At 43.2% G+C, this 25,358-nt stretch carries 23 protein-coding genes and 1 riboswitch; of the genes, 17 read left to right on the top strand and 6 right to left on the bottom strand.

What is annotated here, in order from left to right:
- Positions 1-136 precede the first annotated feature (136 nt).
- Together ACYQ0Y_RS04680 and ACYQ0Y_RS04675 are read left to right on the top strand one after the other, a co-directional pair.
- The gene (locus tag ACYQ0Y_RS04680; protein ID WP_407884015.1) at positions 137-787 is read left to right on the top strand and encodes a hypothetical protein; all 651 of its coding nucleotides are present in this window, start codon (positions 137-139) and stop codon (positions 785-787) included.
- Between the two features lie 258 nt (positions 788-1,045).
- Positions 1,046-1,903: a metal ABC transporter solute-binding protein gene (locus ACYQ0Y_RS04675; protein ID WP_407884029.1), complete on the top strand. Its 858-nt coding sequence runs from the start codon at positions 1,046-1,048 to the stop codon at positions 1,901-1,903.
- Between the two features lie 634 nt (positions 1,904-2,537).
- Here the strand turns inward: ACYQ0Y_RS04675 and msrA are convergent.
- From msrA to ACYQ0Y_RS04655, 4 genes are all read right to left on the bottom strand, one after another.
- On the bottom strand, positions 2,538-3,359 hold the full coding sequence (gene msrA / locus ACYQ0Y_RS04670; protein ID WP_407884013.1) for a peptide-methionine (S)-S-oxide reductase MsrA: 822 nt from the start codon (positions 3,357-3,359) through the stop codon (positions 2,538-2,540).
- A gap of 87 nt (positions 3,360-3,446) precedes the next feature.
- Positions 3,447-4,865 (bottom strand): flippase, encoded by a 1,419-nt coding sequence (locus tag ACYQ0Y_RS04665; RefSeq protein WP_407884012.1) that lies wholly within the window; start codon positions 4,863-4,865, stop codon positions 3,447-3,449.
- Between the two features lie 23 nt (positions 4,866-4,888).
- Complete coding sequence (locus ACYQ0Y_RS04660; RefSeq protein ID WP_407884010.1) at positions 4,889-5,758, bottom strand: LicD family protein; 870 nt, start codon at positions 5,756-5,758, stop codon at positions 4,889-4,891.
- 106 nt (positions 5,759-5,864) lie between these two features.
- Entirely contained in the window at positions 5,865-7,955 is a 2,091-nt protein-coding gene (locus tag ACYQ0Y_RS04655; protein WP_407884008.1) for a glycosyltransferase family 39 protein, read from the bottom strand.
- Between the two features lie 211 nt (positions 7,956-8,166).
- Positions 8,167-8,285: riboswitch (FMN riboswitch) on the top strand.
- A gap of 117 nt (positions 8,286-8,402) precedes the next feature.
- Here ACYQ0Y_RS04655 and ACYQ0Y_RS04650 point away from each other — a divergent pair.
- Positions 8,403-9,002, top strand: coding sequence for an ECF transporter S component (locus tag ACYQ0Y_RS04650; protein WP_407884006.1), 600 nt, complete (start codon positions 8,403-8,405; stop codon positions 9,000-9,002).
- 368 nt (positions 9,003-9,370) lie between these two features.
- Positions 9,371-10,348 (top strand): glycosyltransferase family 2 protein, encoded by a 978-nt coding sequence (locus ACYQ0Y_RS04645; protein ID WP_407884004.1) that lies wholly within the window; start codon positions 9,371-9,373, stop codon positions 10,346-10,348.
- 121 nt (positions 10,349-10,469) lie between these two features.
- Here the strand turns inward: ACYQ0Y_RS04645 and ACYQ0Y_RS04640 are convergent, their stop codons facing one another.
- The gene (locus ACYQ0Y_RS04640; protein WP_407884002.1) at positions 10,470-12,524 is read right to left on the bottom strand and encodes a glycosyltransferase family 39 protein; all 2,055 of its coding nucleotides are present in this window, start codon (positions 12,522-12,524) and stop codon (positions 10,470-10,472) included.
- A gap of 128 nt (positions 12,525-12,652) precedes the next feature.
- Between ACYQ0Y_RS04640 and ACYQ0Y_RS04635 the strand changes: the two genes are divergently transcribed.
- Together ACYQ0Y_RS04635 and ACYQ0Y_RS04630 are read left to right on the top strand one after the other, a co-directional pair.
- Positions 12,653-13,942 carry a hypothetical protein gene (locus ACYQ0Y_RS04635; RefSeq protein ID WP_407884000.1) on the top strand — a complete coding sequence of 430 codons (1,290 nt, stop codon included), beginning with the start codon at positions 12,653-12,655 and terminating at the stop codon, positions 13,940-13,942.
- Entirely contained in the window at positions 13,929-15,050 is a 1,122-nt protein-coding gene (locus ACYQ0Y_RS04630; protein WP_407883998.1) for an acyltransferase, read from the top strand. The genes ACYQ0Y_RS04635 and ACYQ0Y_RS04630 overlap by 14 nt, the downstream gene beginning before the upstream one ends.
- Positions 15,051-15,118: 68 nt before the next feature.
- On the opposite strand, the gene ACYQ0Y_RS04625 is transcribed toward ACYQ0Y_RS04630, so the two are convergent.
- A complete protein-coding gene (locus tag ACYQ0Y_RS04625; protein ID WP_407883996.1) occupies positions 15,119-16,699 on the bottom strand; it encodes a hypothetical protein in 1,581 nt (526 codons plus the stop codon).
- 281 nt (positions 16,700-16,980) lie between these two features.
- Between ACYQ0Y_RS04625 and tmk the strand changes: the two genes are divergently transcribed.
- The 11 genes from tmk (at position 16,981) to tsaD (ending at position 25,301) form a co-directional block, all read left to right on the top strand.
- The gene (gene tmk / locus ACYQ0Y_RS04620) at positions 16,981-17,625 is read left to right on the top strand and encodes a dTMP kinase (protein WP_407883994.1); all 645 of its coding nucleotides are present in this window, start codon (positions 16,981-16,983) and stop codon (positions 17,623-17,625) included.
- Between the two features lie 34 nt (positions 17,626-17,659).
- Positions 17,660-17,989 carry a cyclic-di-AMP receptor gene (locus tag ACYQ0Y_RS04615; RefSeq protein ID WP_407883992.1) on the top strand — a complete coding sequence of 110 codons (330 nt, stop codon included), beginning with the start codon at positions 17,660-17,662 and terminating at the stop codon, positions 17,987-17,989.
- A 32-nt stretch (positions 17,990-18,021) separates the two neighbouring features.
- A complete protein-coding gene (gene holB, locus ACYQ0Y_RS04610) occupies positions 18,022-19,044 on the top strand; it encodes a DNA polymerase III subunit delta' (RefSeq protein ID WP_407883990.1) in 1,023 nt (340 codons plus the stop codon).
- 30 nt (positions 19,045-19,074) lie between these two features.
- On the top strand, positions 19,075-19,425 hold the full coding sequence (locus ACYQ0Y_RS04605) for a DNA replication initiation control protein YabA (RefSeq protein WP_407883988.1): 351 nt from the start codon (positions 19,075-19,077) through the stop codon (positions 19,423-19,425).
- A gap of 15 nt (positions 19,426-19,440) precedes the next feature.
- On the top strand, positions 19,441-20,331 hold the full coding sequence (rsmI, locus tag ACYQ0Y_RS04600; protein ID WP_407883986.1) for a 16S rRNA (cytidine(1402)-2'-O)-methyltransferase: 891 nt from the start codon (positions 19,441-19,443) through the stop codon (positions 20,329-20,331).
- The gene (locus tag ACYQ0Y_RS04595) at positions 20,331-21,119 is read left to right on the top strand and encodes an acyl-[acyl-carrier-protein] thioesterase (RefSeq protein WP_407883985.1); all 789 of its coding nucleotides are present in this window, start codon (positions 20,331-20,333) and stop codon (positions 21,117-21,119) included. The genes rsmI and ACYQ0Y_RS04595 overlap by 1 nt, the downstream gene beginning before the upstream one ends.
- 70 nt (positions 21,120-21,189) lie before the next feature.
- A complete protein-coding gene (gene galE, locus ACYQ0Y_RS04590) occupies positions 21,190-22,182 on the top strand; it encodes a UDP-glucose 4-epimerase GalE (protein WP_407883984.1) in 993 nt (330 codons plus the stop codon).
- Positions 22,183-22,487: 305 nt separating this feature from the next.
- The gene (tsaB, locus tag ACYQ0Y_RS04585) at positions 22,488-23,210 is read left to right on the top strand and encodes a tRNA (adenosine(37)-N6)-threonylcarbamoyltransferase complex dimerization subunit type 1 TsaB (RefSeq protein ID WP_407883982.1); all 723 of its coding nucleotides are present in this window, start codon (positions 22,488-22,490) and stop codon (positions 23,208-23,210) included.
- The gene (gene rimI / locus ACYQ0Y_RS04580; protein ID WP_407883980.1) at positions 23,194-23,799 is read left to right on the top strand and encodes a ribosomal protein S18-alanine N-acetyltransferase; all 606 of its coding nucleotides are present in this window, start codon (positions 23,194-23,196) and stop codon (positions 23,797-23,799) included. The genes tsaB and rimI (ACYQ0Y_RS04580) overlap by 17 nt, the downstream gene beginning before the upstream one ends.
- Positions 23,786-24,271, top strand: a complete 486-nt coding sequence (gene rimI, locus ACYQ0Y_RS04575; protein WP_407883978.1) for a ribosomal protein S18-alanine N-acetyltransferase — start codon at positions 23,786-23,788, stop codon at positions 24,269-24,271. Before rimI (ACYQ0Y_RS04580) ends, rimI (ACYQ0Y_RS04575) begins: the two co-directional genes overlap by 14 nt.
- Entirely contained in the window at positions 24,255-25,301 is a 1,047-nt protein-coding gene (gene tsaD, locus ACYQ0Y_RS04570; RefSeq protein ID WP_407883976.1) for a tRNA (adenosine(37)-N6)-threonylcarbamoyltransferase complex transferase subunit TsaD, read from the top strand. The genes rimI (ACYQ0Y_RS04575) and tsaD overlap by 17 nt, the downstream gene beginning before the upstream one ends.
- Positions 25,302-25,358: the final 57 nt, after the last annotated feature.

Below are 25,358 nucleotides of genomic sequence, written 5' to 3'. Positions count from 1 at the left end.
AAATTTTTTTGGAAATAGCGGCCGCTTTTTGGCGTTCAATATCAGACTGAGTTGTTGCATTAACTAGCGCTTATCAAACAGTTACTGGTTTAGTATGATAGTTAATGAAGATGATCTTAATTTAATGAGGTAATGAATGATGCGAAGTCAACAACAGAATCAACGACGTACCTGGATATGGGTTTCACTCGCAATTGTCTTAGTCGTGGCTGGAATCTTGATCGGGGTTTTTTTAGGCCGTGAGGGCAATTCATCGAAAACAAGTGCACCGGCAACGTCACAACGTCGCTCAACATCTGCTAGTTCGGTTACCAGTCAAAAGAACTCGGCTTCATCTGAATCATCAACTGCTGAGTCGAGCAGTCCATCTTCAACTGAAAGTGTGACAGCTGGTCCATATTCTGTATCGACGGAAGAGTTGAATGCGATTCGTACCTGGGATTTTCATGGCGTTAATGTGCCACGATCAGTGAATTTGTCATTTAATGACGACTCTGGGGCGGGCACGATTACGATTGTTGGGGCCGGTGGCGGCAGCTTTGGTGCTACCTATGTGGAGATCCCAACAAAAACAATTCGCGTCTTTTCCGCTAGCACGAATGCGATTCGGTCGGTTAAGGTAAATAGTGAATTGCAATTTAATGCAACTACTGCGGATACATTGTCATCTGCGGGTTCTTTATACGCTTTTAAAAATAAGCAAGGCGGCATTTCTTTGGCGACACCGAATTATGCTGGAAATGTTACCAACGATGAAATGGACGTCATGATCGAATTAACCAATTGAATTTTGCATTGATAAAACAGTGACCCAAGTTCAAGGTCACTGTTTTTTTTAGACAGTTTGATTTATACAAGACGCATGTTTATTAAGTTACTCAAAATTTCTCATTAACGTTTCTTTTTTTCTTGCTAGACGGATGAGAGTTCGGTATAGTCTAAAACGTAATCGTTACTGTTTGGGCAAAAGAAAGAAGGCACTAATGTGAAGCATTTCGGACGAATCATTGGTTTAACATTATTAGCAGCCATTGCAGCGGTTGTGATGACAGCGTGTGGAACTAAAAAAGCAGTCACAGACACGACGAGTTCCAAGCCGATTCATGTCGCCGCTAGTGTAGATTTTTATGGGCAAGTTGCACAGGCAGTCTTAGGCGACCACGGGACTGTCAACTCGATTATTAATAGTCCTAGCGTGGATCCTCATAATTTCGAGCCGACGACCAAGGATGGTCAAACGGTGTCGAAAGCCAATGTGGTCTTAGCCAATGGGATCGGTTATGACAATTGGATGACTAAGTTGGCTAAAAGTAATGGAAATGGCAAGCAAACCGTCGTTAAAGTTGGTGAAAATGTCTTGAACAAACGCGTTGGCGACAATGAGCACGTGTGGTACCAACCAGAAACAATGCCGAAATTAGCTAATTATTTGGCCGATAAGTTTGGCAAGATTGCGCCTAAATATAAAAAAGATTATCAACGTAACGCGCAACATTACATTAAGTCCTTACAACCTTTGCAAACCGAAATTGATCAATTGAAAGCCAAGAGCAATGGTCAAAAGGTGGATGTCAGTGAACCGGTGTTTGATTATGCATTGGACGCCCTCGGCTATCAACGCAATAACCACAAGTTTGAACTGGCCGTTGAGAATGGGACCGATCCTTCACCGAAAGAGATTCGTTCGATGGAAACTGACATTAAGCAGCACAAAATTGCCTTCTTTGTGAATAATAGTCAGGCCAGTGATAAAACCGTCAGCGCGATGGTGGCACTAGCTAAGAAAAACCAGGTACCAGTACTGAACGTAACCGAAACATTACCAAAAGGAAAAACCTATGAAGCATGGATGATGGATCAGTATCAGGCCTTGGCAAAAATCCAAAACCAAATTCACCAATAAGGGCTTAATTTTGTTTGTTTAATTCGCTTTTATTACCAGTACATTTAAGGTAACTTAGGCACGGGATACGGAAAATGAAAGTGATCGTCATTAGTAGGGTTGCCGGTGGGTCGTCGTTTGCGATCCCGATTGCGGCGACTAAATGAAACCAAATCCATTATCATGATTGAACGTGGACCAGATATTTCTTGATGTTTGGGAAGCCGGCAAGGAACTTACGGGACACGTCCCTGCAACCGTCTGGATTCCGTTAAGCCAGCTACGAGATCGATTGTTCAGCTGAGTTATCGGCTTGCTCAACTAGTCTATCTGACCCTATCACCCAGGGCTCACCAATTATAACGCTGCTAGTATTGAGGCCAGAATAATTGATGAATTAGGTGAATAAGGTCGAGAGTTTACTGGACTTAAAAGGGTTTGGGACATAACTTATAAAAGGCGTTGCGATTTGTTGTTTTTGTGCACCATGTCTCCATGGTCAAAACGTGCGACAAACGTCTGAAAGCTATACCTAGCAATAAAGTGAGCACCTTCCAAAGTATGGAAGATGCTCATTTTTTCGCTAGCGCTCGCTCTCAATTCGGCGTTATGTCACACTCTTTTTTGATTGTTGCTTAGATTCATTTGGTCCGGTTCACACCCGATGCGTTAGTCGATACGTTTTGTTTTGAAGCCGTTGAAAGGCCAAAAAACGCTTTCGTTCCCGTTCGATGGCACGGTAACGCTGAGGTTGCTTTCGATAGAAGTCTTGATGAAAGTTTTCCGCCGGCCAGAACGTTTGCGCAGGCTGAATTTCCACGACGATTGGGTGATGGTACCGGCCACTGTCGATGACACGCTGTTTGCTAGCCTCAGCAATGGCGCGTTGCTGGTCATTTTGCACGAAAATAATTGGTCGATAGCTGATCCCGCGGTCATTGACTTGCCCTTCGGCATCAGTTGGATCGATGAGTTGCCAGTAAATGTCGACCAACTGGGCGTATGTGATTTGGCGGGTATCAAAGATGATTTCTACCGCTTCAACATGCCCTGTTGTTTGGCTCATCACTTGCTCATAGGTCGGGTGATTAACATGACCGCCGGTATAACCAGAGACGACCGAAATAATGCCAGGTCGTTGATCAAATGGCGAGACCATGCACCAAAAACAACCACCAGCAAAAATAGCTCGTTGCTGGTAGGGAAGATCGTCGGCTTGATGCGCGGATAAATCAAACGTTGCGACGGGACGTGTGGGTTCCACGAGTTGCTGATAGAAATCAGTGACATCTGGTGATAAATTATTGCGAACGGCTAATGGTCGGAGGGTAACTTCTAAATTAGCGAGAGCCTGTTTAGCTGATTGACCTTGCTCAATCGCATTTTTCGCGACCACCAATTGTTGACGTTCAAAGTCGCGTGTTCCGGACGTTAAAATGAGGTTGTATAAGCTACTTAATGACGCTTGATCGGACATAAATTGCTCACCTCCCAGTCAGCTTTTCTTAATTGCTGACATTGTAACCGGTTTGGAGGAAAGTGGCGATCATTTAGATTGAGATGATTAATGTGAACGTAGGTGAGATAAGACTTGGGTAACGCTGTCAGTGCGAAGGGCAAGCAAACCAAGTCCATAAACAAGCGCGCCAATGCTAATCTCCAGCACAAAGTACGGGAGTGTTGCCGGTAGATGGTGCTGGCAAATGATGACAATGACATTCATTACGGCTGCCGCCACTAAGAATTTCCACAGGTTATGAAACAGTAGTGTGAATTTTAACTGATGACGAACGAGTAAAAGCTCCACACCGGTTACAAACACTTCAGTTCCCACAGTTGCATATGCTGCGCCGTAAACGCCAAACCAATGGATGAAACCGAGGTTTAAAAAGACATTCAGTAAGGCCCCAAATGAAACAGCTAGTGTGTAATCTCGTACCCGATTGACCGGAATGAGATATTGTTTTCCAATCGCATTATTCCACGCGATTAGGACAATACAAGGTGCCTGAATCATCAATAAAATGCCGGTTAAGCCAAAGCGCGGTGTTAGCAGCCAGTTAACGATTGGACTGGCGACCGCGTATAGTCCGAAGGCGATCGGGATCGCAATTGCTGAGACATACTGGAAGGAGCGATACAAGCTGCGATGCACAGCATTTAAATCGTGTTGGGCAAAAAGATTGGAGATATGTGGGAGGACGACAGCCGATAGTGAAGTGACGACAATCAAAGCAATGTTAATGATCCGGTCAGAATAATCCATAAAGCCGGAAGCTTGTACGGAGACCATGTGTTTTAAGAAGGTTTTATTCATTAAAATGTACAGTTGCATGGAGGCAGTAGGGACGAAGAGGATTAATGAAGGCCGCAAATGACGCCAAATTTGGAGGCGTTGATGGGGTACATGGGTTAGTAAGTCGTGTAGATAAGGCCATAGTGATAGGTTGCCCAATAAACCGCTCAAGGCTAAAACCAAGATGTAAATCCACAGATCCTGGGGTTGTTTAACCCACGTAAAGATTACGATCAATGAAATAATTCGGACAAAGGCGTCACGCACAACGGTTTTTCGAAAGTCTTCTAACCCCATGAAGAACCAGGAGATATCTACTGCACTACCGATAAGGGTAATTGATTGCAACAAGAAGTAGCTTTGGTATTGCGGTTGAAACCACACAAAAACATAGAAGGCAAGCAACGCCGCCATTGAAATGACGAATTGAATGCCTTCTATTTCCCAAAATAATTGTGAACGCTTTGTGGCGTTGTCCCGCACCATCGCAATTTCCCGGGTGCCATACAGGCTAATTCCTAGCGAACCCAGTAATGCGAAGTAACTCATAATAGAACTTGTATAAGCATTGATTCCGACGCCGGTTGGGCCGAGATGGCGAGCCAAGTAAGGGATGGTCACCAGTGGAATGATAAGGACCAATAATTGATAGGTCACATTATAAAGATAATTTTTTAGAACACGCATCAACTTGTTAAGACGATTAAATCTTACTCCTTCACACTTGATAGTTCATGGTGGATGACAGCTGGTTGAACCACGATTTCAGTGGATGAAATGTGGTTGAGCACGTGAAAGGACTTTACATGATCGGGATGTTGATCGGCAGCCGCTGGGTCTTGTGTAATATCACCATACATTCGTTTTAAGATGCTGTCGGCACCAACTGGAATACGGGCTTGACCATCACCAAAGGGGACGGATTTAAACGCCGCCAGTTCATCAGCCGTTGCCCATTCGTGACCCCAATCAAACCAAGAAGCATAGTTACCATAAACGCGGGTCTTAGATGAATGAGAACTGGTCATGACATAATGACGCATTGCTTTTAAGGTGCGGGTTGGAATCACAGAAAGGACGGTTGTTAGTAAACCATACAAAAGCTTGCCTAAACGATTATCGATATAAAGGTTGATATAGCGAGAATGAACCAGACGGTCTAATAAATGAAAGCTGATTTTTTTCAAGGTTCGCCCAATCACTGAATTGGGCACGGCATCATATGGCACGATATCGAGGAATACGGTCCGCGATGAAAAAGGATAGTCCTCTTCAATCTGCGTTTGTTTATCAATGAGCTTGCACCAAGTGATGCCATAATCCGCATGGGTCATATCACTCAAGATTTCATAACGTGAGTCCTGACCAAACCGCTCCTGCACAGCTTGAATGAACTGTTCTAGATCAGATCTCAGCATGCCGATGTCAAGATCATCATCCCAAGGAACGATGCCAGCATATTTAACCGCGCCCACCATTGAACCACCAGTTAACCAGTAGTTAATGTGCTCTTCATCACAAATCTTAATGACGAGATTGAGTAAGTTATATTCGTATTGTTGAAGTAACTTTAAGTCCAAAGAGCTCACCTTTCCATTTCATCTCAACGCCGACTAGACCTAGATAAAGTATGGATTAAAAACTAATTGTAACCCGAACTGATATCAAAGTAATTTTAACACTTTTTTATAGAATATAATCAGGAAATCGATATCTCAGACAAATTAGTATAGACCAGGCGTAAAGTGACGCTACTAGTAGTAATAGAGTGACTTTATGAATGATTGGCCGGTTAATAATTTTAACAAAACTAAATTGTAGAGAAACTTGTTGTGTAGCAGGTTTGAGCGATCTAACTTGTGGTAAAGATCGGTATTGACCAGATTTTAAGACCGTCAGTTTTCGTGTCGAACCTGTCGGATTGTTAATGACAAGGGTTTGTTTTCCAGAAGAGAAATGGTGCAGTTTTTGCCAAGCGTGATCTTTGGCCGACCATGTTAATCTTTGAAGACCGGTATGGCTTTTAAAAAGGATCTTTAATGAAGCGGGTTTATTAATGATTTGATTGGTGCTTTGAATGCGCAATGCATTTGCTGATGCAGGCAAATTAATTACTTGGGTGACTGTTTGGCCGGGATGAATGACCAAAGTACCATAGCCTTTTTCCTGCTGAACGACAGGCTGATTAAGCGCGGCGGGTCGCGTAAACGACCAACTCGTTTTTAATCCTAAGAAGGCACAAATAGTCAAGACACCTAACACGGTCCAGCGTAACTGGGATTGACGTTTGGGCGTGAGCGTAATCACCGGTTCTGTGGCGATATCAGTCAACCCAGCCGCTGCCAAGCCAATGATTAGTGGTAATACGATTAAACTGTAGCGAGCTTCGACTTCCCAAAAAAATATGTGAAAAGTATAAATACCTAAAAACATTAGCAAGCTGAAGCGGGTGAATAACGTAAATGGCTTGCGCTGTGTGATTAATCGCCAACATTCCACCACGAAACCTAGCCACATGACCGAATACAAGGCTGCTAGCCAAGTGTTTAGCAGACGCTTTTGACTACCAAATAAATAGCTATACCAAGCGTCATAATGCTGGACTTGTTGAAATAAATCAGTGGCATCCAAGGGGCCGTACCCCCACATCAGATTGGTTTTGAAAATGAATTGTTTAGCCAAGCCAACTGGCCCCATTTTAGTCAGACGCTGACGAATGATTGTATTCACTAATTTCTGTTTTTTTGTATAGGTTGGCTGAGCTTGAATGAGATGCGTATCTTGTTGATTTGTAGCACCTTTAGTGGCTGAATTTAGTCCCATCATAGTCCAGGTTAATACCGGCATCTTTTTAGTTGATGGTTGAGTATAACCAAAATGTTGTTTCAGAGTCGGAGTGGTTGAATACGCTAAACCAGCACAAATTAAAATAGTTAATGACAGGGTTATTTTAGTGCGAAGTGGGCGCTTGGCAGTCATTAAAATCCAGATGATGGCGATTACGGTGACAATGTTGTTGCCTTTGATCCAAAAGCCAGCCGCTAATAAAATTCCCAGGCTGATCGCGTTTAAACTAATTGATCGCGGTGTTTTGGCTTGTAATAGTCGAATCGATAACCAGATGGCCAATAACGGAAAGACGTAAGCCAGACCATCTGTATAATAAAATAAAGCAAAAGCATAGAACGGGAAGTAACCAGCACTGATCAGTAGCGTAAGTGTGGCAATCGTTGATGAAGCGTAGTGCTTAACGACTTTGTATAATGCTAAAAAGCCTAAGTCAGCCCACGCAAACATGACTAAATTAATGAATACCCATTGGTTGATATGGAATAAGTGGGCAATTTTGAAAATGATGAACTGAAGAATGGTCACCGGAACATTATTTTCTGCTAAGTTATGGAAATAAGCGATCCAGGTTCGACTCCCGTGGAGCATATTGATTGCCTGAATGCGAATATCCATCCCGTCGTAAATGTTATCACCAAAGATGGTAAAAGCTGACCACAGTTGAATTAAGAGAGAAGCACTGATGATAGTGCCCAAAATCCAGCGACGCTGACGAACGTTCAAATTGGTCATCCAACGGCTAACGACGATCAGTGTTAAAAAAATCGTTAGGGTTAGTAGAAGGATTAGTGGACGACCCAAAAACATTTTTTGATGAAAGCTATCTGGTAATTGTGAGCTATTTAAAATGACGATCGCGATGGCTAATAATGCTGCGCTACCAGCTAAAATTTGGTCGACACGTTGTTGAAAAGTATGAGTTTGCATAGTTTGTCCTGAATTTGTTTAAATTATGTGAAGAAAGTTTCAGTGTTGAGTATAGAGGTTCATCTGGATTTTTGGCAACTCTAATTCACGTAATTTACGAGCACTGTTTTGTCACAATTTTTAATGCATGAGGCTATTAATAAAACGCTTTCATTTGGAGAGGGTTTACATTTAGTAAGTATGTGATATACTTAGCGAGTAATTTAATATGGTTAGTCTTCAGGGCGAGGTGAAATTCCTGACCGGCGGTAAAAGTCCGCGACTCCCATTTGGGATAGATTCGGTGTAATTCCGAAACCGACAGTAAAGTCTGGTATAAAGAAGATTAGGCGCAGTGCGTGCACTGGGCTATTCTGTCTGCGTTTCTGAAGTGAAATGTGGGCAGATTTTTTGTTTATGACGCTCTGAAAATGGCCAAAACTCATTTATTTTCAGGAGGCCTTTTTCATGGGAAGTACTCGTTTACGGCGGTCGATTAGCGTGGCGATTCTTGGTGCGTTATCTGCCATTTTGATGTTCTTACAGTTTCCAATCTTACCTGCTGCACCGTATATGCAACTTGACTTGAGTTTACTGGTGATCATGCTGGGATCAATCTTATTTGGCGCCCGCGATGGGGCGTTGATTTCGTTGATTGCCGTCCTGATTCACATGTTCGTCCGGGGGATGAATCCGCTATATGTGATTGGCGATTCAATTGCATTTGTGGCTAGTTTAGCTTATGTGTTACCACTGTATGGCATGTTGCACGTACACTCGTTAAAAAAGTCATGGCGGGTGGTGATTGGCATTGTGTTAGCAACGGTGTCCTTGACCGTGGTTATGGCAATGTTCAACGGTTGGATTATGTTTCCGATTTATATCCAAGCTGGCGGATTGCCACAATCAACGAATATCATGGCATTGATCACTAGTGTCGTCGTACCATTCAATTTGATTAAGGGTGTCATCATTGGTTTGTCATTCTGGTTAGTTTACTGGCGTCTAGAACCGTGGATGAATCGGCAACAAGCTAGTGTAGCCTTTAAATCGAAGCATACACATTAGTTCATTTCGACTGAGGATATGTTTCAAAAATAATCAATTTTAGTTGAGCGCGGGACTCGGGTCAGTCTGCGATAAGCTCTCTGTGGTTGTCAGATGCAATAATATAATTCATCTGACAATTATGAAGAGTTTATCGCACAAGAAGACCCATGGTCCCGCGTTTTGGCTATTTAGATTTGAAGTGCAGTTTAGATTCTGTTTTTTTCTGAGACTCGATTTTTGTTGGGCCCGGTTAATTAGTAATGACGAATTGCATGACGTTTACTATGTAAAATTGTCTTTTAAGGTTCTGTCAAATCTGCTAGCGTGATATTATTAATCTTGTTGTTACTTACATAACGAGTTATGAAAACTAAGGTAGTTTAAAGATGGCAGAACAAGTACTGGAACTAAGCGAAAAAAGGACACCTAAGCTTGTTATTGTTGTTCCTTGTTACAACGAAGAACCTGTGTTATCAAAAACATTTCAGGTGTTAGAAACGATTTTAAATGATTTAATGGTTAATAGGATGGTCAATGACACGAGTCGATTATTATTCGTAGACGATGGTAGTAAAGATGCTACCTGGCCAATGATTGACGCAGAGCATCATCAGCAGCCGTTGGTGACGGGAGTCAAGCTGAGTCGTAATTTTGGCCATCAAGGGGCCTTACTTGCTGGTTTAACAACTGCCAGTCAAGATGCAGATCTGATGGTGACCATTGATGCTGATTTACAGGATGATCCCCACGCCATTATTGAGATGGTATCTAAAAGTGAAAACGCCGACATTGTTTACGGTGTTCGAAGTTCACGAACAACAGATACATGGTTTAAGCGGTGGAGTGCGGGACAATTTTATCAGGTTATGCATGCGTTAGGGGTAGAAATGATCCCCAACTCTGCTGATTTTCGTCTGATGTCAAAGCGAGCGGTTCAGGCATTGCTATCCATGCCTGAGCGAAATGTGTTTCTACGCGGGATGGTCCCGTTAGTGGGCTTTCCCAGTGCGGAAGTGGAATATGCGCGTCAGCCACGACAAGCAGGAACCTCTAAATATCCGTTACGAAAAATGTTAAGCTTTGCTTTTGATGGAATTACCTCATTCTCCACCGTTCCAATTCGTTTGATCATGAACTTAGGTATTATGATTGTGATCATTGGGATAGGATTGCTTGTTTATTCATTGATCCAACAAATGATGGGACACGTCGTCGCTGGTTGGTCGTCATTAATGATTTCAATTTGGGTAATTGGCGGTATCCAGTTAATCTGTCTGAGTACGATTGGTGAATATATTGGTAAGATTTTTTCCGAAGTTAAGCGGCGCCCGCGGTTTATTATTGAAACGGATACTTATCATTAATAGTTAAGCGTTGCAACGAGTACGTTTAATTTCAGTAATTAAGTAAACATAAAACGATCATCATTTTTCAACTTGAAGAATGATGATCGTTTTATGTTTGACTGATTTAAGGCGAATTAAGTTACTCGATGGATTTGATCGTTTTCCACCAGAGGAAGCCACCAAGGAGAATTGCCAAAAGCGTAATGAGGTAAATAAGCAAGCCTATTGTCCGCGAATAAAGCGGCTGAGGGAATTCTGCATTAATGACATATTTAAGATATTGATGAGGGTGACCACTAATTGAGTCTGGTGCCAGAGGAATGATCGAACTATTGATTACTGGAATTTGAATTGAATGATTTGTCTGGTTTTTAACGACAAGTTGAGCTTGACCAGCTCGAATCGTACTCGTTTTTTCTTCCCGATTGGTTAAAAGACGATCATGACCGTGAGATAGATAAACGGAGATAGATGGTCCTAATTTTTCAAGATCGTTAGTAATCAGTTGATTAGCAGGATGGTTAAGCTGAACTGGCGTTTTAATTTGTTGATGAGGTGATAGCGTCAACGAGCGAGCTTGAAAATAACCAGGGATTGCCTGCTGTGCCACTAATTGAGTAGTTGGTGAAGGAACGGATTCAAAGCGATTATGGAAAGGAATGTAAGCATTGGCGATCACTAGCCCGACTACGACACAGGCAACGAGCCAATGGCTGTATTTTTGTTCTAACCGCCATTGTGGGAAGGTTAGCTGTGCCATATAGCGTAGTCCGTTGGCAGAAAGTGCAATTAAAAAAGGGCTTGTCAAGAAAGCGTAGCGTGATTCGACCTCCCAGAATAAAACATGCAGGAAGAAGATGCCTAATAATGACAGCTGAAATAAACTAGCTAAGAATGGTGTCTGACGCCAACTTAAAGTGATCCCAATTAAGGCAGTGATTAACAGGTTGAGGTAAACCACTTGAGTACCGTTGGCTAAGAGCGCCCGAACTGTTCGTTCATGATGGAGATATTGTTGTGGAATTTTTTGAAAGGTGTCGGGCCAAAATAAGGCACCTTGTGTGCCGGTCGACCACATGGTGGTAATTTTAGTCAATAGCTGATGGATTAAACCGGTAACGCCAAGCTGTTGAATACGATGGCGTAATGCGATTTGAACGGCTTTTTGGTTGGCAGTTGATGAACCTAAGCGACTCGTTTGATTGATATCTGTTTGTGAAAAAGTTCCTTTTGAAGCTGGATTAAGGCCCATTAATGTCCAAGATAGCATTGGAAACGTGAGCGCTGTTTGCTGCCGATAGCCAGTTTGTTCAGCTAAGTGATGACATAATTTGCTACCACCAATGAGTAGACTTAGGCTAAGTACAGAGATTAAGAGCACCTGCCCAACTTTTCTAAGCGTTAGGTGTGTGAAGCATAACCAAGCGATCAGCCCAGCAATACCGAACACGATAGTATTGCCTTTAATGAGATACGCACAGGTAAATGTGATTAAGGTGGCCACTAACCACCAAACTTTATGACCGGTGGCTGTTCGGGCATTGCTAATGAAAGTTGCTAGCAACAATATATATGGTAAAACAAGTGCATCAGTATAGAAGTCTAATCCGTAAAGATAGAATGGGACAAACAAAAAACTACAAATCACAATTAGTAAGCCAGTTAGTGCACCAAAGTATTTACGGGCTAGGCGCCATAATAACCAAATGGTTAGATCAATGTGCGCAAATAACCAACCGTTTAAAAAAATACCGAAACCAATGCCATGAGTGGCATGACAGGCAGTCATCAAGCCAGCTAAAATTAGAGTGATATTAACATTATTGGGATACCAAGAGAAATATGTAAACCAATGATGTGATCCCGTCGCTAAAGCAGCGGCTTGCAGTCGAATAGCCGCTGGATCGAGCGAACCCAACCCCACAACGTTAAGCATGAGCCAGATTTGGAGACCTAATATGAGCCCACCTGTCAGTAGGGTTAGGCGAAAAATCATCCCTTGATGTCGGGTTAACCACCGAGTGAGTCCCCAGAGTAGAAAGACTAATGTTGAACTGGCAATTAATAAACAAGTTGGTGATAACCATTGGATCGGAACCTGGCGGTCAATTGGGTGTAGCAAGGCCACTAACAGAATTATCGCTAGGGCAAGCCAAGTAATAATTGAGATGAGTTGAACAGCTTTTCGTTGCATGAATTTATCCTTTAAAAATAATGACGTTAGGTTGAAGCCTTGTGCTAAGTCAGCCTACAGAAAAAGAATACTCGCAACTTTAAGTTTATGCTATCCTGAATAAAGATTTAGTGAAGGTGTGTGCAATTGTGACTAAAAAGTTCAGTCGAGAGACTCGAGTATTTATCGTCTTATTGATCTGTGTCGCTGTAATCGAGCTCGTGTGTGCAGGTTTGTTTTGGGGAAAATTTGATTTACTTACATATAATTTTCCTTGGTCTCAAGTTGTTGTTAAGAATTGGGCAGGTATGTATCGCCCTAGATTTCAAAATGCCTATTTAGTTAATTATCCACCGCTTATTCCGACATTATTGTGGCCGTTTGGAAAGTTAATTCATCATTTTGGCGTTGCGTTGGTAGGCCAATCTCCGTTACGGACCACATTGGCGTTTCTACTGATTAAGTTACTTCCCTTGATTTTTCATTGGTTGACGGCTATTTTCGTCTACTGGAAAAGTTCGGATAAGTTACATGGTTTGTGGTTAAGTGTGCTCATTTTGGTCAACCCGGCGATTTGGTTCAATGCTGCTTTTTGGGGACAAATGGATTCGGTGTTGGTTTTTTTGATTGTAATTAGTTTTTACTACCTGCAACAACGTCAATATTTGGTGGCCACGCTATGGTTTTCGGTGGGGTGCCTAGCCAAATTACAATTCATTTATTTGGTGCCTATTTTCGGACTTGTTTTACTAACCCAGCTCCCGAGGCGATTGATATTAGGATACGTCAGTTTGGTGATCGGCGTTAATATTGTTAGTTGGTTGCCTTTCATGATTAACATGCATAGTGTGTTATTGCCTTTCAAAGTTATTCTCGGCGGTGCGAACCAATATGATGGGATCGTTGTTAATGCGTTTAATTTTTGGTCCGCAGCGTTAAAGGCTCGAGTCTGGTATAAGCAATTGCTAATCACGGATCATATCCTTGGCCCAGTTACGTATAACATGGTGGGTCAAGCAATTTTAGTACTCATCATCTTGGGTTTAATTGGTTTGTTTTGGGGCATGTGGCGACACCGCTTGCCGGAAATTCCATTGTCGGTCATTGGGCTTATCTATACCGGCGCAATCTTCTTTTTCACCATGGGACAACATGAACGGTACCAAATTCCGATGTTAGCTTTTGAGTTATTATGGTTGATGAGCAATCGTGAGTCAATGCGGTTACAGTCGATAAAATGGGCTTGGTTTGCCGGCTTAACGAGTATGATTTTTATTAATGAAGCATTCCTTTATTTTGCAATGTATGTCAACATGAACCTGGTTCTATGTTACCGTTTGATTCGTCTTGGCGGCATTATTAACACGCTAGTGTTTATTGGGCTACTGGCTAGCCTAATTTGTCAGTATCGGAGGCCAAATCAAAATGGAACAGATTGATCGAACAAAAGTCTCTAAAAGAATTGTTGGTCTAGATTTAATCCGCGTGATTGCCATTTTCTTGGTCTTGTTAAGTCACGCGATTCCTGCTAACACGCATCCAAATACATTGTCAGTGGGTGGGCAGATCATTAATGCAACTTTTGTCAGCATTGGTCACCTCGGCGTACCTATTTTCTTCATGCTATCTGGTTATTTTTTGATTGACCGTGATTATGAGACAACCAGTGCAATTAACTGGTTTTATCGCCATAAAGTTGCTCCGATGGCGATTTGTTTTGTCTTGTGGATTTCGATCTATCAACTCTTTTTGTGGGGCGTTTTGCACCGATCGTTAACATTGATGGGCTGGCTGGAAGATTTGCTGTTTTTTTCACGCCAAGGTGGTAATCCTAATGGGCTGGGAATTTATATTTGGAATGCTTGGTTTATGCCAGCCATTCTAGGACTTTACCTAGCGGTTCCCTTTATCTCTCGAGCCGTGTATCATTTTCCCCGAAGAGGACTGTGGTGGATCTACTTGTTGGTCGTCAGCCAAACGATGGTCATGCCAACGGCGACGCTGTTACTTAATGCTTTTGGTAAGCCAGGGTTTTCTATTTCTCAACTAGATCTTAGTTACTTTGGCGGCATCAGCGCGACTTATTTTTTTGCCGGCTATTTGATCAAAACCAGTCAGCGACAATGGTCAAAGTGGTTATTGATGATTAGCGGTGTAACCTTAGCGGTAGCAATTTGGCTGACTCAGTATCAATTTCAATTTACAGATTATGCAAAATATACGGGTGGCCAATTAGAAATGCCATACCAATTCTTATTGTTGTTACCGTGTGCGGCGGCTTTTGTACAGTTAGCTGCTCGTTGGCATCAATCAACTCATCAATGGTTGAATCAAGGAATGGCTTATTTGTCTGGATTATCTTTTGGTGTCTTCTTGTGTCATCGGCTGATCAGCATTGCACTTGATAAAACGGGGTGGTTGACAGGACAATCATTGACTAAACAAACCTTGCTGAACATGCTGATTCTATTGGCTGGTGGTTACTTAATCGCGATGATCATCCATAAAATTCCTTGGTTAGACCGCTGGTTATTGTTGAACCACTAGACTAAATCAAATTAACGCTGGAATAACCCAATTTCTTTATGCCCAGACGATGGTAGTACAGTGGAACGCTATTTTTTAAGCAGGATGAAAATCCTGTTTTTTTTATCGCCGACGACTGATCCGTTATTTTGAATTGGCAACGTTTTGCTAATGTTTACGATATGATAATGTTGTAAAATCGAGCGTGGAATTTGTCGATCAATTTGGGCGATCGATGTGGGGCGCTGCAAGTCAGTTCGGTAACCTGACCAGCCAAGGTCGTAAACAAGATATTGACTTTGTGCGGTCATAACTGAATGATTTAGACTTTCTCTTTGAATAGGAAAACGTTTGGGATTCAAGTTAGTTTCTTCAAAATATTTAATTTGATGTGAAAGTTTCGTGTACCGACCAACGCCAATATCTAGTGTATTGAAATAAATCAAACTGGCTGGTCGATGCTCATGTTGACTAATGTAGTTGCCGAAGTCTTGTGGCGCATATGGTTGTTTTGTCATCACAAACGGGGCGCTCATGGCAATTTTGTTAGTTGCAAACGGGGCAATGCCAAATAAGGTCACTAAAACAAAAAGCTCAGCTGTCGCCCAACGTTTTGATTGCAGCTGCCTGTTAAGCGCAATTGGTAAAGAACATAATCCTATGGCAGCTGTCGTCAGGAACATATAAGGATAACCGTGCAAAGACCAGTAACTTAATAACAAGTTAAAGGTCATCGTTAAGCTAATGATTAAAAGCAAGGCGTGTGTATTAGGATCCTGTGCTAAAAAGATGCAGGTCAAGGCTCCTACAATTAAGATAAGAGGCTGGTTAATCATGGCAGTAATGATCATTTGTAACACAAGCATTAAATGAGCACCAAGACTAATTGAACTGGTATTTGAATATGCGGTGATATTAGTTAAAAAATAGATATGCCATAATTGGGACAAGCCATGCTGCCACTGGAAATAAATTAACACGATAAAGCAAACTAATAAGCTGCCTAGCAACATTGAACCGAGCTGAAATAACAATTGGCGGGTCTGGTGACGTTGCGCGTAAGTAATTAATATGATGATCCCAAATGCGAACCATGGTGCAATTAACGTATATTTAATCCAAAAAACAATCCCACCACTAACGCCAATTATAAAGGCTTGTCTGAAAGATAGCTGTTGTTGCTTTAGCAAAAAAATAACATAGTAAAGACTTAGAAGTAGCCAAAAAATGGCGAACTCTTCTGGACTCCCACCAGTTTCAAATGATGTTGAACCAACCAATAAAAAAGGCAGCAATAGAGCCAAGCTAGCTGATTTCCAATCTGCAATTGTCGGATAATAAAGGTGGATAATGGCGAACTCGACGACCCAAATACCGATTAAATTGAGGAGCTCAATAACAAATAATCCAAGATAGCCTTGTGTAGCAAGTACATTGGCCAAAAGGTAATAGAGATACAATAGTGGACCACGCTGTTCAAATAGGTCCTTAAAGGGTAGCCGCCCACTTAACCAGCCTTGACCGATAGTAAGCATTGCGTTGGTATCAGGCCACCAATTTCCCCGGCGTAATGGACTACTGCCTAGAAAAACAAGACAAAATAACGTCAGGCAGATGACTGCCATTAATAGTGAGATTAGATGAGGCTTTATTCGCAATTGTTTGGTCATGATTAATTCTCTCCGAATTGAAAGCCATCCATGTAATGATGGCTGATAGACAGCTATTTTATAAGTTTGAATTAAGCCTAGCATAAAGCTAAATAAATGCGGAAATAATATGACACCTTTAAGTGATTATAAACTAGGCTAATGGGGGCTTTAGGTGAGTGTGAATTGTGTTTATGTGGCTTAATAAGGGCTTGCCAGCTCACATTGATTCTGGTTAGACAGGTCTTCATATCTAAAGTACAATATCAGTATTGAAGTTATGAGAATGGAGTAGATTAACAGTGGAGACGAGCGCATTTATTACTTTTGAGGGGCCAGACGGGGCCGGTAAAACCAGTGTTTTGAATGCGCTGATTGAACATTATGTCGTTAAACTAGGTGATCGTTTACTAAGTACACGAGAACCAGGTGGCAACAAAATTTCTGAAGCGATTCGTGCCATTATTATGGATACAGACAACCTTGAAATGGATGCGCGAACCGAAGCGTTATTATTTGCGGCGGCGCGACGACAACATTTGATGCAGACTGTGCGACCGGCATTAATGGCTGGTAAGATTGTTTTTTCTGATCGCTATGTGGATAGTTCCATTGCCTATCAAGGAGCTGGACGACAAATCGGTGAAGTAGCAGTCGCAGAAATGAACCATTTTGCCACTGAAGGTTTGACACCAGATTTGACCATCTACTTCGACATTCCATCAGAAGTAGGTTTGGCACGGATTCATCAGTATCGGGCAGATCAGGTGAATCGGTTGGACAACGAAGCCTTGGCTTTTCATCAACGTGTTCGGCATGCTTTTCTGCAGATGGTTGAGGCACAACCAAAACGAATCGTTTTAGTGGATGCAAATCAACCGTTTGATCAGGTGGTCATCCAAACAGAACGAGTATTGGCCGAACGTTTCCCAACAGTATTTAGTTAAGGTATAAAGCCAGTAAACTAAGGAGTGTGTGGTTATGAAAATGATTGTCGCGATTGTGCAGGACAAAGATAGTAACCGGTTGAGTAATCAATTCATTGAACAAAACATTCGGGCGACCAAGTTATCGTCTACCGGTGGTTTTTTACGTTCGGGTAACACAACTTTTCTAATTGGAATTGAAGATGATCGTGTTGATGAAGTGTTGAATTTGATCAAGGAAACGTCTCATACACGCGACCAGTTTATGACACCACCTGTCAACATGGATGTGTCTATGGACCAGACGGCCTCGTATCCAGTCGAAGTGACGGTGGGTGGAGCGACTTGCTTTGTCTTGCCTGTGGAGGCATTCCAACAGTTTTAAATAGTAAACCTTAGAAATTGCGATGAGGTCTTATGCAAATTAAAAATGAAGTCTTGAAGAATGCTGAACAGCGACAACCCGTCCTGGTTCAGCATTTTCAAAATGTAATTAAACATCGAGAATTGGCACACGCTTACTTATTTGCTGGACCAAGTGGCAGTGGTAAAGCCGAATTGGCCATGTGGATTGCAATGCGACTTTTTTGTATTAATGTCCAAGATGGTGAACCTTGTGGTGTTTGTGAAGAATGTCAGCGGATCACGGCTCATGAACATCCGGATGTCGTGATTGTTGAGCCGGATGGCAATGCGATCAAGGTTGACCAAGTACGCTTTCTTAAAGCCGAATTTTCAAAGAGTGGTGTTGAGGGTAGCCGTAAAGTATTTATTGTTGCGGGGACTGAGACGATGACAGCTAGCGCGGCGAACAGCTTGTTGAAATTTTTAGAAGAACCAGCAGGCGACATGACAGCATTGTTATTGACCACAAATCCACAACTCGTTTTGCCGACGGTTATTTCGCGAACCCAAGTCATCGAAATGCAACCTTTAAGCGAGGATCAGGTGCGCGTCCAATTTAGTAGAGTGGGGCTACCGGCGGATTTAATTGGTCTTACCTTACAGTTGACTCACGATCCCAATGAAGTGGCTGACTGGTTAGTAGATGATTGGTTACAACAAGCAGTTGCTAGCGTCTGGCAATGGTTTAGTCAGGTAGCTAAGCCGGATTTAAATGCCTTCGTTTTGGTTAGCACAACCTTGGTCCCCTTAGCTAAGGACCGGCCGCATCAACGTTTATTGTTAGATATGATGCTAAGTGGTTTTCGCGATTTATTGATGACTAATGTTGCTGATAAAAAATTTACACCACGATTTGCCAAGCACGACAAGGAGTTAGCAATTCTTGCAAGTCAGTATAACGAAACTAATCTTCTGGAAATAACTGATTTAGGGTTACAATCAAAACAGCTTCTTGAACGGAACGTCAACTTTCAAAACATCGCCGAATCGTTGACATTACAGGTTATTGACCGACTGTCAGAAGCAATCACCTAGTAAACTAATCATTTTGATGGAGGGATCTTTGTGGACAAGCGACAATCAATGCTGAGTGATTTCGATCATCTAGAAGAACAGGCGGATGCCATTTTAGGACAGCTAGCCGCGTTAAAAGCACAAGTGACGGCTCTTTCAGAAGAAAATGCGGAATTAACGGTAGAAAACCAACATTTACGTGAATTGTTAAATGAAGAAGATGACACACATGATGAACAACAGCGACTATCCAAGTCTTTGCGGAATTTGGAACGATTGTATGAAGCTGGCTTTCATGTTTGTCGTGAATTTTATGGTCAACGGCGAGAAGCAACGGAATCTTGCGCATTTTGTTTGGAACTGATTTATGGTGAACGTGAGCGGGCCAATAAGGCGAGTTAGGGGATTAAGGGATTTATGACGGCAACTAGCCAACAAAGTTTTAGCATTCATTCTGTTGGGACACTGTACTTGGTGCCAACGCCGATTGGCAATTTACAGGATATGACATTTCGCGCGGTTGAAACGTTGAAACAAGTCGACTTAATCGCGGCGGAAGATACGCGAAATACACAAAAATTATTAAATAATTTTGAAATTAATACGAAGCAAATTAGTTTTCATGAGCACAATACGAATGAGCGCATTCCAGAGCTACTCGATTGGCTTTCACAGGGTCAAGACATTGCTCAGGTCAGTGATGCAGGAATGCCATCGATTAGCGATCCAGGAGAAAAGTTAGTGGCTGCTGCGATCGATAGTGGTATTCCAGTGGTGCCATTGCCCGGCGCTAACGCTGGTTTGACGGCCTTAATCGCGAGCGGTTTGGCACCGCAGCCGTTTTATTTTTATGGCTTCTTGAACCGCAAAACAACGACTCAGGCGGACGAATTGGCTGAGCTAGCACAGCATTCCGAGACGATTATTTTATACGAGGCGCCGCATCGATTGAAAAAAACGCTCCTGGCTATTCAGGCAGCTGTCGGTGACGAACGACCAGTAGTGTTATGTCGCGAGTTAACGAAGCGATATGAAGAATTTGTTCGTGGAACGGTTAGCGAAGTGCTGGTTTGGCTGGCCGAGCACCAACCACGGGGGGAATTTGTGATTTTACTGGGTGGAAATCCGCAGCCAATCACTAATGAAGTGAGCGACCCGTTACTTGGCTTATCCATTACAGACCACGTGGACATGCTGATTGGACAAGGATTAAAACCAAATGAGGCCATTAAACAAGTCGCCAAAGCGCGGGAACTTAAAAAGCAGGCCGTTTACGCTGTGTATCACCATCTGAATGAGGATAATTAATGACCAAGGAAAATCAATTTACTGAAATTCATCAGGTAACTTACTATGAAACAGATTTAACTGGACAAGTGACGCTAGCCATGCTGGTCGATATGGCTGTTCTAGCTTCTTATGATCAGGCAGAAGCATTAGGTGTCGGCACTCAAACAATGCTTAAGCAGGGGCTAGGCTGGGTGATTACCCAGTATGAAATGCAAATCATTCGTTTGCCAAGGGATCGCGAACAATTAAGCATTACAACAGAAGCTGTTTCGAATGATCGATACTTTGCAAACCGGCAATTTTTCGTGCGCGATATTGATGGCAACTTATTGGTGCATATTAAAGCGGTCTATGTCGTCATGGATTTAATGGCGCGAAAAATGATCGCAATCCCTGAAGCAATTATTGCGCCTTATCAAGCGCCAAATGTCAAACGAATTCCACGTCTGGCAAGGCCTCAGAAGATTACCACTGACGAGACTTTGATCACAAATGACTATCATGTTCGCTATTTTGATCTGGATACTAACCATCACGTTAACAATGCTCGTTATTTTGATTGGCTACTCGATCCGTTGGGCGAAGACTTTTTGACCAATCATCGTCTACAGCATGTGACGATTCGGTTTGAGAATGAAGTCCGCTATGGGCATACGATCACAAGTGCTGTGACCACGCCACAAATAGTTGATGGTGCGATTGCCACTAAACATCGAATTATGGGGAATGATGAAGCAAAGGATCAGACGTACGCTGAAGCTGAATTAACATGGCTTGTTGCGGAAACAGTGGACGAACCTGTTTGAGAAACCGTTTTCGTCAATAATTTGGTGTGCTAAGATAGAGTTGTTATTTCAATGTCGGGAGGAAAATTAAATGTCCATTTTAGTCGCAGGTGGGGCCGGTTATGTTGGTTCACATATGGTTGATCGGTTAATTGAAAAAGGAACCGATGTAGTTGTGATTGACAATCTGTCCACGGGTCATCGGGCAGCTATTAATCCAGCGGCTCATTTTTATGAAGGGGATACGCGTGATCGAGACTTTTTGACCGAGGTCTTCACAAAGGAAAATATTGATGGTGTAATCCACATGGATGCGTTCTCAATCGTTCCTGAGTCCATGAAAGACCCGCTCAAGTACTTTGACAACAACGTTTATGGCATGATTACCCTCTTGGAAGTGATGCATGAACAAGGCGTTAAACGGATGGTCTTCTCCTCGACGGCAGCAACGTATGGTGTGCCTGAACGAATTCCAATTCATGAAGATGATCGTAAGGAACCAATTAACCCTTATGGTGAAAGTAAGCTGATCATGGAACACATGATTCACTGGTGTGATGTGGCTTATGGGATCAAGTGGGTCGCTTTGCGATATTTCAATGCGGCAGGCGCCAAACCAGATGGCTCAATCGGAGAAGATCACCATCCGGAAACCCATTTATTGCCAATTATTTTGCATACTGCACTTGGCGACCGGGATCATATTGATATGTTTGGTGATGATTACGATACACCTGATGGTACGAATGTTCGCGACTATGTTCATGTCTTTGATTTGGCTGACGCGCACATCTTAGCACTCCAATATTTGGCAGAAGGTAATGAGAGCCGTGCCTTTAACTTAGGTTCATCTACTGGTTTTTCGGTTAAACAAATGGTTGAGGCAGCGCGCGATGTTACCGGTCGTGAGATTCCTGCCAAGATTGGCCCACGGCGGTCTGGGGATCCGGATTCCTTAGTTGCCGATTCAGCGGATGCTCGGAACATTTTAGGTTGGCAGCCTCAGTATGATGACGTTCATGAAATCATTAAGACAGCCTGGGCATGGACCCAAAAGCATCCTCGTGGTTATGAAGATAAGTAGCCTTTACTATAACGAAATTGTTAGCTGAGTTTTAACATAAAACGTCTTGTCGAGCAGTACGCTGCTTGGCAGGACGTTTTATGTTAGCCGCTCGTCATTGAACGGCGAAGCAAGATGCTGATTCAGGTGATTTTGATTTGACTGAGTTAAGTGATGCGCCTGACCGTTATCAAAAGTTGTTGTGATTAACCTACGTCTCACGCAGACTCTGATTGTGTCTAACTAGGGCAAACGCTGGTTTTGTGTTAAGATAATGGCTGTTTAAGAAACTATGTAAATGGAAAGTTAATTGATGAAGGAGATCCATGAAGGTATTAGCATTTGATACGTCCAACCGGCCAATGAGCGTGGCTTTATTAAATGACGATCAGGTGGTGGCAAAGCAAACGACGGCCACGCAACTTAATCATAGTGTCCAGCTGATGCCAACGATCTCGGCGTTAATGGCTGAACAAGGCTGGCGCCCGCAGGATTTAGATCGGGTGGTTGTCGCGGATGGTCCGGGTTCTTATACGGGATTACGGATTGCGGTGACAACTGCTAAAACACTGGCGGCCACGTTAAGCCTTGAACTGGTCGGTGTTTCGAGTTTAGCGGTTATTGCAGCTGGTGCGCCAGCAACTGAACAATTGATTAGCCCGATTTTTGATGCGCGGAACACGCAGCTGTACGCTGGCGTTTATCGATTGATTGATGGACAATTGACTTCAGTAGTTGCCGATCAACATACGGATATTGCAAGTTGGCAGACGACGCTACATCAGTTAGGCGAGCCAGTCACCCTAATTGGTGAAACCAGCCGCTATCAAACAACCCTCGATGAGGCGCTTGGCGATCAAGTAACTTACGTGTCCGGTGATGCCAATTTACCTGATGCCGGGCGCCTCGGGTTATTAGCGCGGCATCTGCCACCAGTGCAAGATGTGGATCAATTCATTCCAAATTATTTGCGGCTCTCGCCTGCTGAAGCCCAGTGGGCCGCTGCTCACCCAGGAGAAAAGCACACGGATTATGTTGAAGAAGTGTAAAACTGCATTGGAACAATGGTATCGGCACCACTTTGCCCGAGAAGTGCAGGAACAGCAAGCTGAGGATCTGGATATCAAGAACCATCATTTGACGATTCGTGACACCCAGTATTTTTTAGGACGCGCTCAGTTTCCTGATGTGCCGGAAATCGTCGAAGTGGAACGGGAAGTGTATGATGGTAAGACACCATGGGATGCTCAGGCGTTTGCTAACGAATTAAAACGAAAACAAGATCGTTTGTATTTGGTCATTCGTAAAAATGATCATTTATTGGCTTTCGCGGGCTGTTCTTTCGATCTACAGCGGCAAGATGCTCACATTACCAATATTGCGGTCTTACCTGATTGGCAAGGCAATGGTCTGGGTGAATTTTTGATGCGTACGTTAGTTCGTAAAGCTCGCCATATGGGGATGCGACAAGTAACCCTTGAAGTTCGGAAGAGCAATTTGCGTGCCCAACAGCTTTATCAAAAATTGGGTTTTAAACAGACTGGCATTAAACGTGGTTATTACTTTGGGGATCATGAGGACGCCTTGGACATGCGATTATCGCTCAGTCCGGCGGTTGAAAATCATGACCAAAGCTAGGGCACAATTGACTGTATTTAAACCAACTGATCCATTAGCTGACGCAAAAACAATTTTTGAGCTCGCTCAGGCGGCTTACACAACGGGGGCACCATGGCCACTGGCCGTGATTGCCGAAAATCTTGTAGCGCCGACGAGTCAATATTGGCTCGCCCAAGTGGCTAATCAACCGGTGGGATTTCTCAGCGGTGGTTTCGTGATTGATGAAGCCGAGTTGACTAATGTTGGCGTGGTTAAGGATTGGCAAGGTCATGGGATTGGTCGACAGCTTATTTTGCAGTGGCTGACAACACTACCTAAAAATACGGTTGTTACGCTCGAGGTTCGAGTGCACAATCGAGCAGCAATCGGCTTGTATCAAAGTTTGGGATTCAGCAAAATTGCAACGCGAAAGCGCTATTATAATCGACCGGTTGAAGATGCACAGATTATGCAACTCATCCGAAAGGAGCATCATGTTGGAGACAAATGAACGTGAATTGATTTTGGCTTTTGAAACTAGTTGTGACGAAACCAGTGTGGCGGTTGTCGAAAATGGCAACCGCATTTTAAGCAATTTTGTAGCCACCCAGATCAAGAGCCACCAACGCTTTGGCGGTGTTGTTCCTGAGGTGGCTAGCCGCCACCACATTGAGGAAATTACGATCGGCATTCAAAAAGCGCTTATTGAAGCACAAGTCACACCAGCCGAGCTGACGGCGGTTGCCGTAACTTATGGACCCGGATTGGTAGGATCATTACTAATTGGGGTGACTGCTGCGAAAACATTTGCTTTTGCTCATGAGCTACCGTTAATTCCGGTTAATCATATGGCTGGTCATATTTATGCGGCTCGCTATGTGGAGCCATTGGTGTTTCCATTATTAGCGTTACTTGTTTCCGGTGGTCACACCCAAATCGTGTACATGAAAGCGGCCAATGAATTTGAAATCATTGGTGACACGAGAGATGACGCAGCTGGTGAAGCTTATGATAAGGTTGGCCGCGTGCTTGGCATCGCGTATCCTGCTGGTAAAGAGTTGGATCGTCTGGCTCATTTAGGTCAAGATACATTTAAATTTCCACGGGCGATGATTCACGAAGCCAACTACGACTTTAGCTTTAGTGGTCTTAAAAGTGCGTTTATTAACACGGTTCACAATGCGGATCAACGTGGCGAAACGCTAAATCGAGAAAACCTAGCGGCGAGCTTTCAGGCCAGTGTGGTGGATGTGTTGGTAGGCAAGGTGATAGCGGCTGTGCAACGTTATCCCGTGCAACAATTAGTTTTAGCAGGCGGTGTGGCCGCCAACCATGGTCTTCGCGAAGCTTTGAGCGAGCAATTGCCTAAAGTGGTGCCCAACACACGATTAGTGGCGGCACCATTGGCTCTGTGTGGCGATAATGCTGCTATGGTTGGGGCCGCGGCACATGTGGCATTGGCACAAGGTGTTCGAGCAGACATGACCTTAAACGCTGATCCAAGTCTAGAATTTCCTTGGGCAGCTGGTGTGGAAGCATAGTCATCGCCGTTTCTTGCAAAAAAGGATGAAACCACGGATTTACTCCGAGATTTCATC

This window comes from Furfurilactobacillus curtus (assembly GCF_054657915.1).
The sequence above is the reverse complement of the archived record's forward strand: the minus strand, read 5'-3'. Positions and strand labels throughout refer to the sequence as shown.

What these genes read in the sequence shown, in the direction of transcription:
- ACYQ0Y_RS04675 (WP_407884029.1), top strand. Translation starts at nt 1,046, where the DNA reads ATGACAGCGTGTGGAACTAAAAAAGCAGTCACAGACACGACGAGTTCC.
- tsaB (WP_407883982.1), top strand. Translation starts at nt 22,488, where the DNA reads ATGAAGGTATTAGCATTTGATACGTCCAACCGGCCAATGAGCGTGGCT.
- ACYQ0Y_RS04625 (WP_407883996.1), bottom strand. Translation starts at nt 16,699, where the DNA reads ATGACCAAACAATTGCGAATAAAGCCTCATCTAATCTCACTATTAATG.
- ACYQ0Y_RS04650 (WP_407884006.1), top strand. Translation starts at nt 8,403, where the DNA reads ATGGGAAGTACTCGTTTACGGCGGTCGATTAGCGTGGCGATTCTTGGT.
- rimI (WP_407883978.1), top strand. Translation starts at nt 23,786, where the DNA reads ATGACCAAAGCTAGGGCACAATTGACTGTATTTAAACCAACTGATCCA.
- ACYQ0Y_RS04645 (WP_407884004.1), top strand. Translation starts at nt 9,371, where the DNA reads ATGGCAGAACAAGTACTGGAACTAAGCGAAAAAAGGACACCTAAGCTT.
- ACYQ0Y_RS04595 (WP_407883985.1), top strand. Translation starts at nt 20,331, where the DNA reads ATGACCAAGGAAAATCAATTTACTGAAATTCATCAGGTAACTTACTAT.
- ACYQ0Y_RS04615 (WP_407883992.1), top strand. Translation starts at nt 17,660, where the DNA reads ATGAAAATGATTGTCGCGATTGTGCAGGACAAAGATAGTAACCGGTTG.
- msrA (WP_407884013.1), bottom strand. Translation starts at nt 3,359, where the DNA reads ATGTCCGATCAAGCGTCATTAAGTAGCTTATACAACCTCATTTTAACG.
- ACYQ0Y_RS04630 (WP_407883998.1), top strand. Translation starts at nt 13,929, where the DNA reads ATGGAACAGATTGATCGAACAAAAGTCTCTAAAAGAATTGTTGGTCTA.
- rimI (WP_407883980.1), top strand. Translation starts at nt 23,194, where the DNA reads ATGTTGAAGAAGTGTAAAACTGCATTGGAACAATGGTATCGGCACCAC.
- ACYQ0Y_RS04655 (WP_407884008.1), bottom strand. Translation starts at nt 7,955, where the DNA reads ATGCAAACTCATACTTTTCAACAACGTGTCGACCAAATTTTAGCTGGT.
- galE (WP_407883984.1), top strand. Translation starts at nt 21,190, where the DNA reads ATGTCCATTTTAGTCGCAGGTGGGGCCGGTTATGTTGGTTCACATATG.
- ACYQ0Y_RS04665 (WP_407884012.1), bottom strand. Translation starts at nt 4,865, where the DNA reads ATGCGTGTTCTAAAAAATTATCTTTATAATGTGACCTATCAATTATTG.
- tsaD (WP_407883976.1), top strand. Translation starts at nt 24,255, where the DNA reads ATGTTGGAGACAAATGAACGTGAATTGATTTTGGCTTTTGAAACTAGT.
- ACYQ0Y_RS04680 (WP_407884015.1), top strand. Translation starts at nt 137, where the DNA reads ATGATGCGAAGTCAACAACAGAATCAACGACGTACCTGGATATGGGTT.
- ACYQ0Y_RS04640 (WP_407884002.1), bottom strand. Translation starts at nt 12,524, where the DNA reads ATGCAACGAAAAGCTGTTCAACTCATCTCAATTATTACTTGGCTTGCC.
- rsmI (WP_407883986.1), top strand. Translation starts at nt 19,441, where the DNA reads ATGACGGCAACTAGCCAACAAAGTTTTAGCATTCATTCTGTTGGGACA.
- holB (WP_407883990.1), top strand. Translation starts at nt 18,022, where the DNA reads ATGCAAATTAAAAATGAAGTCTTGAAGAATGCTGAACAGCGACAACCC.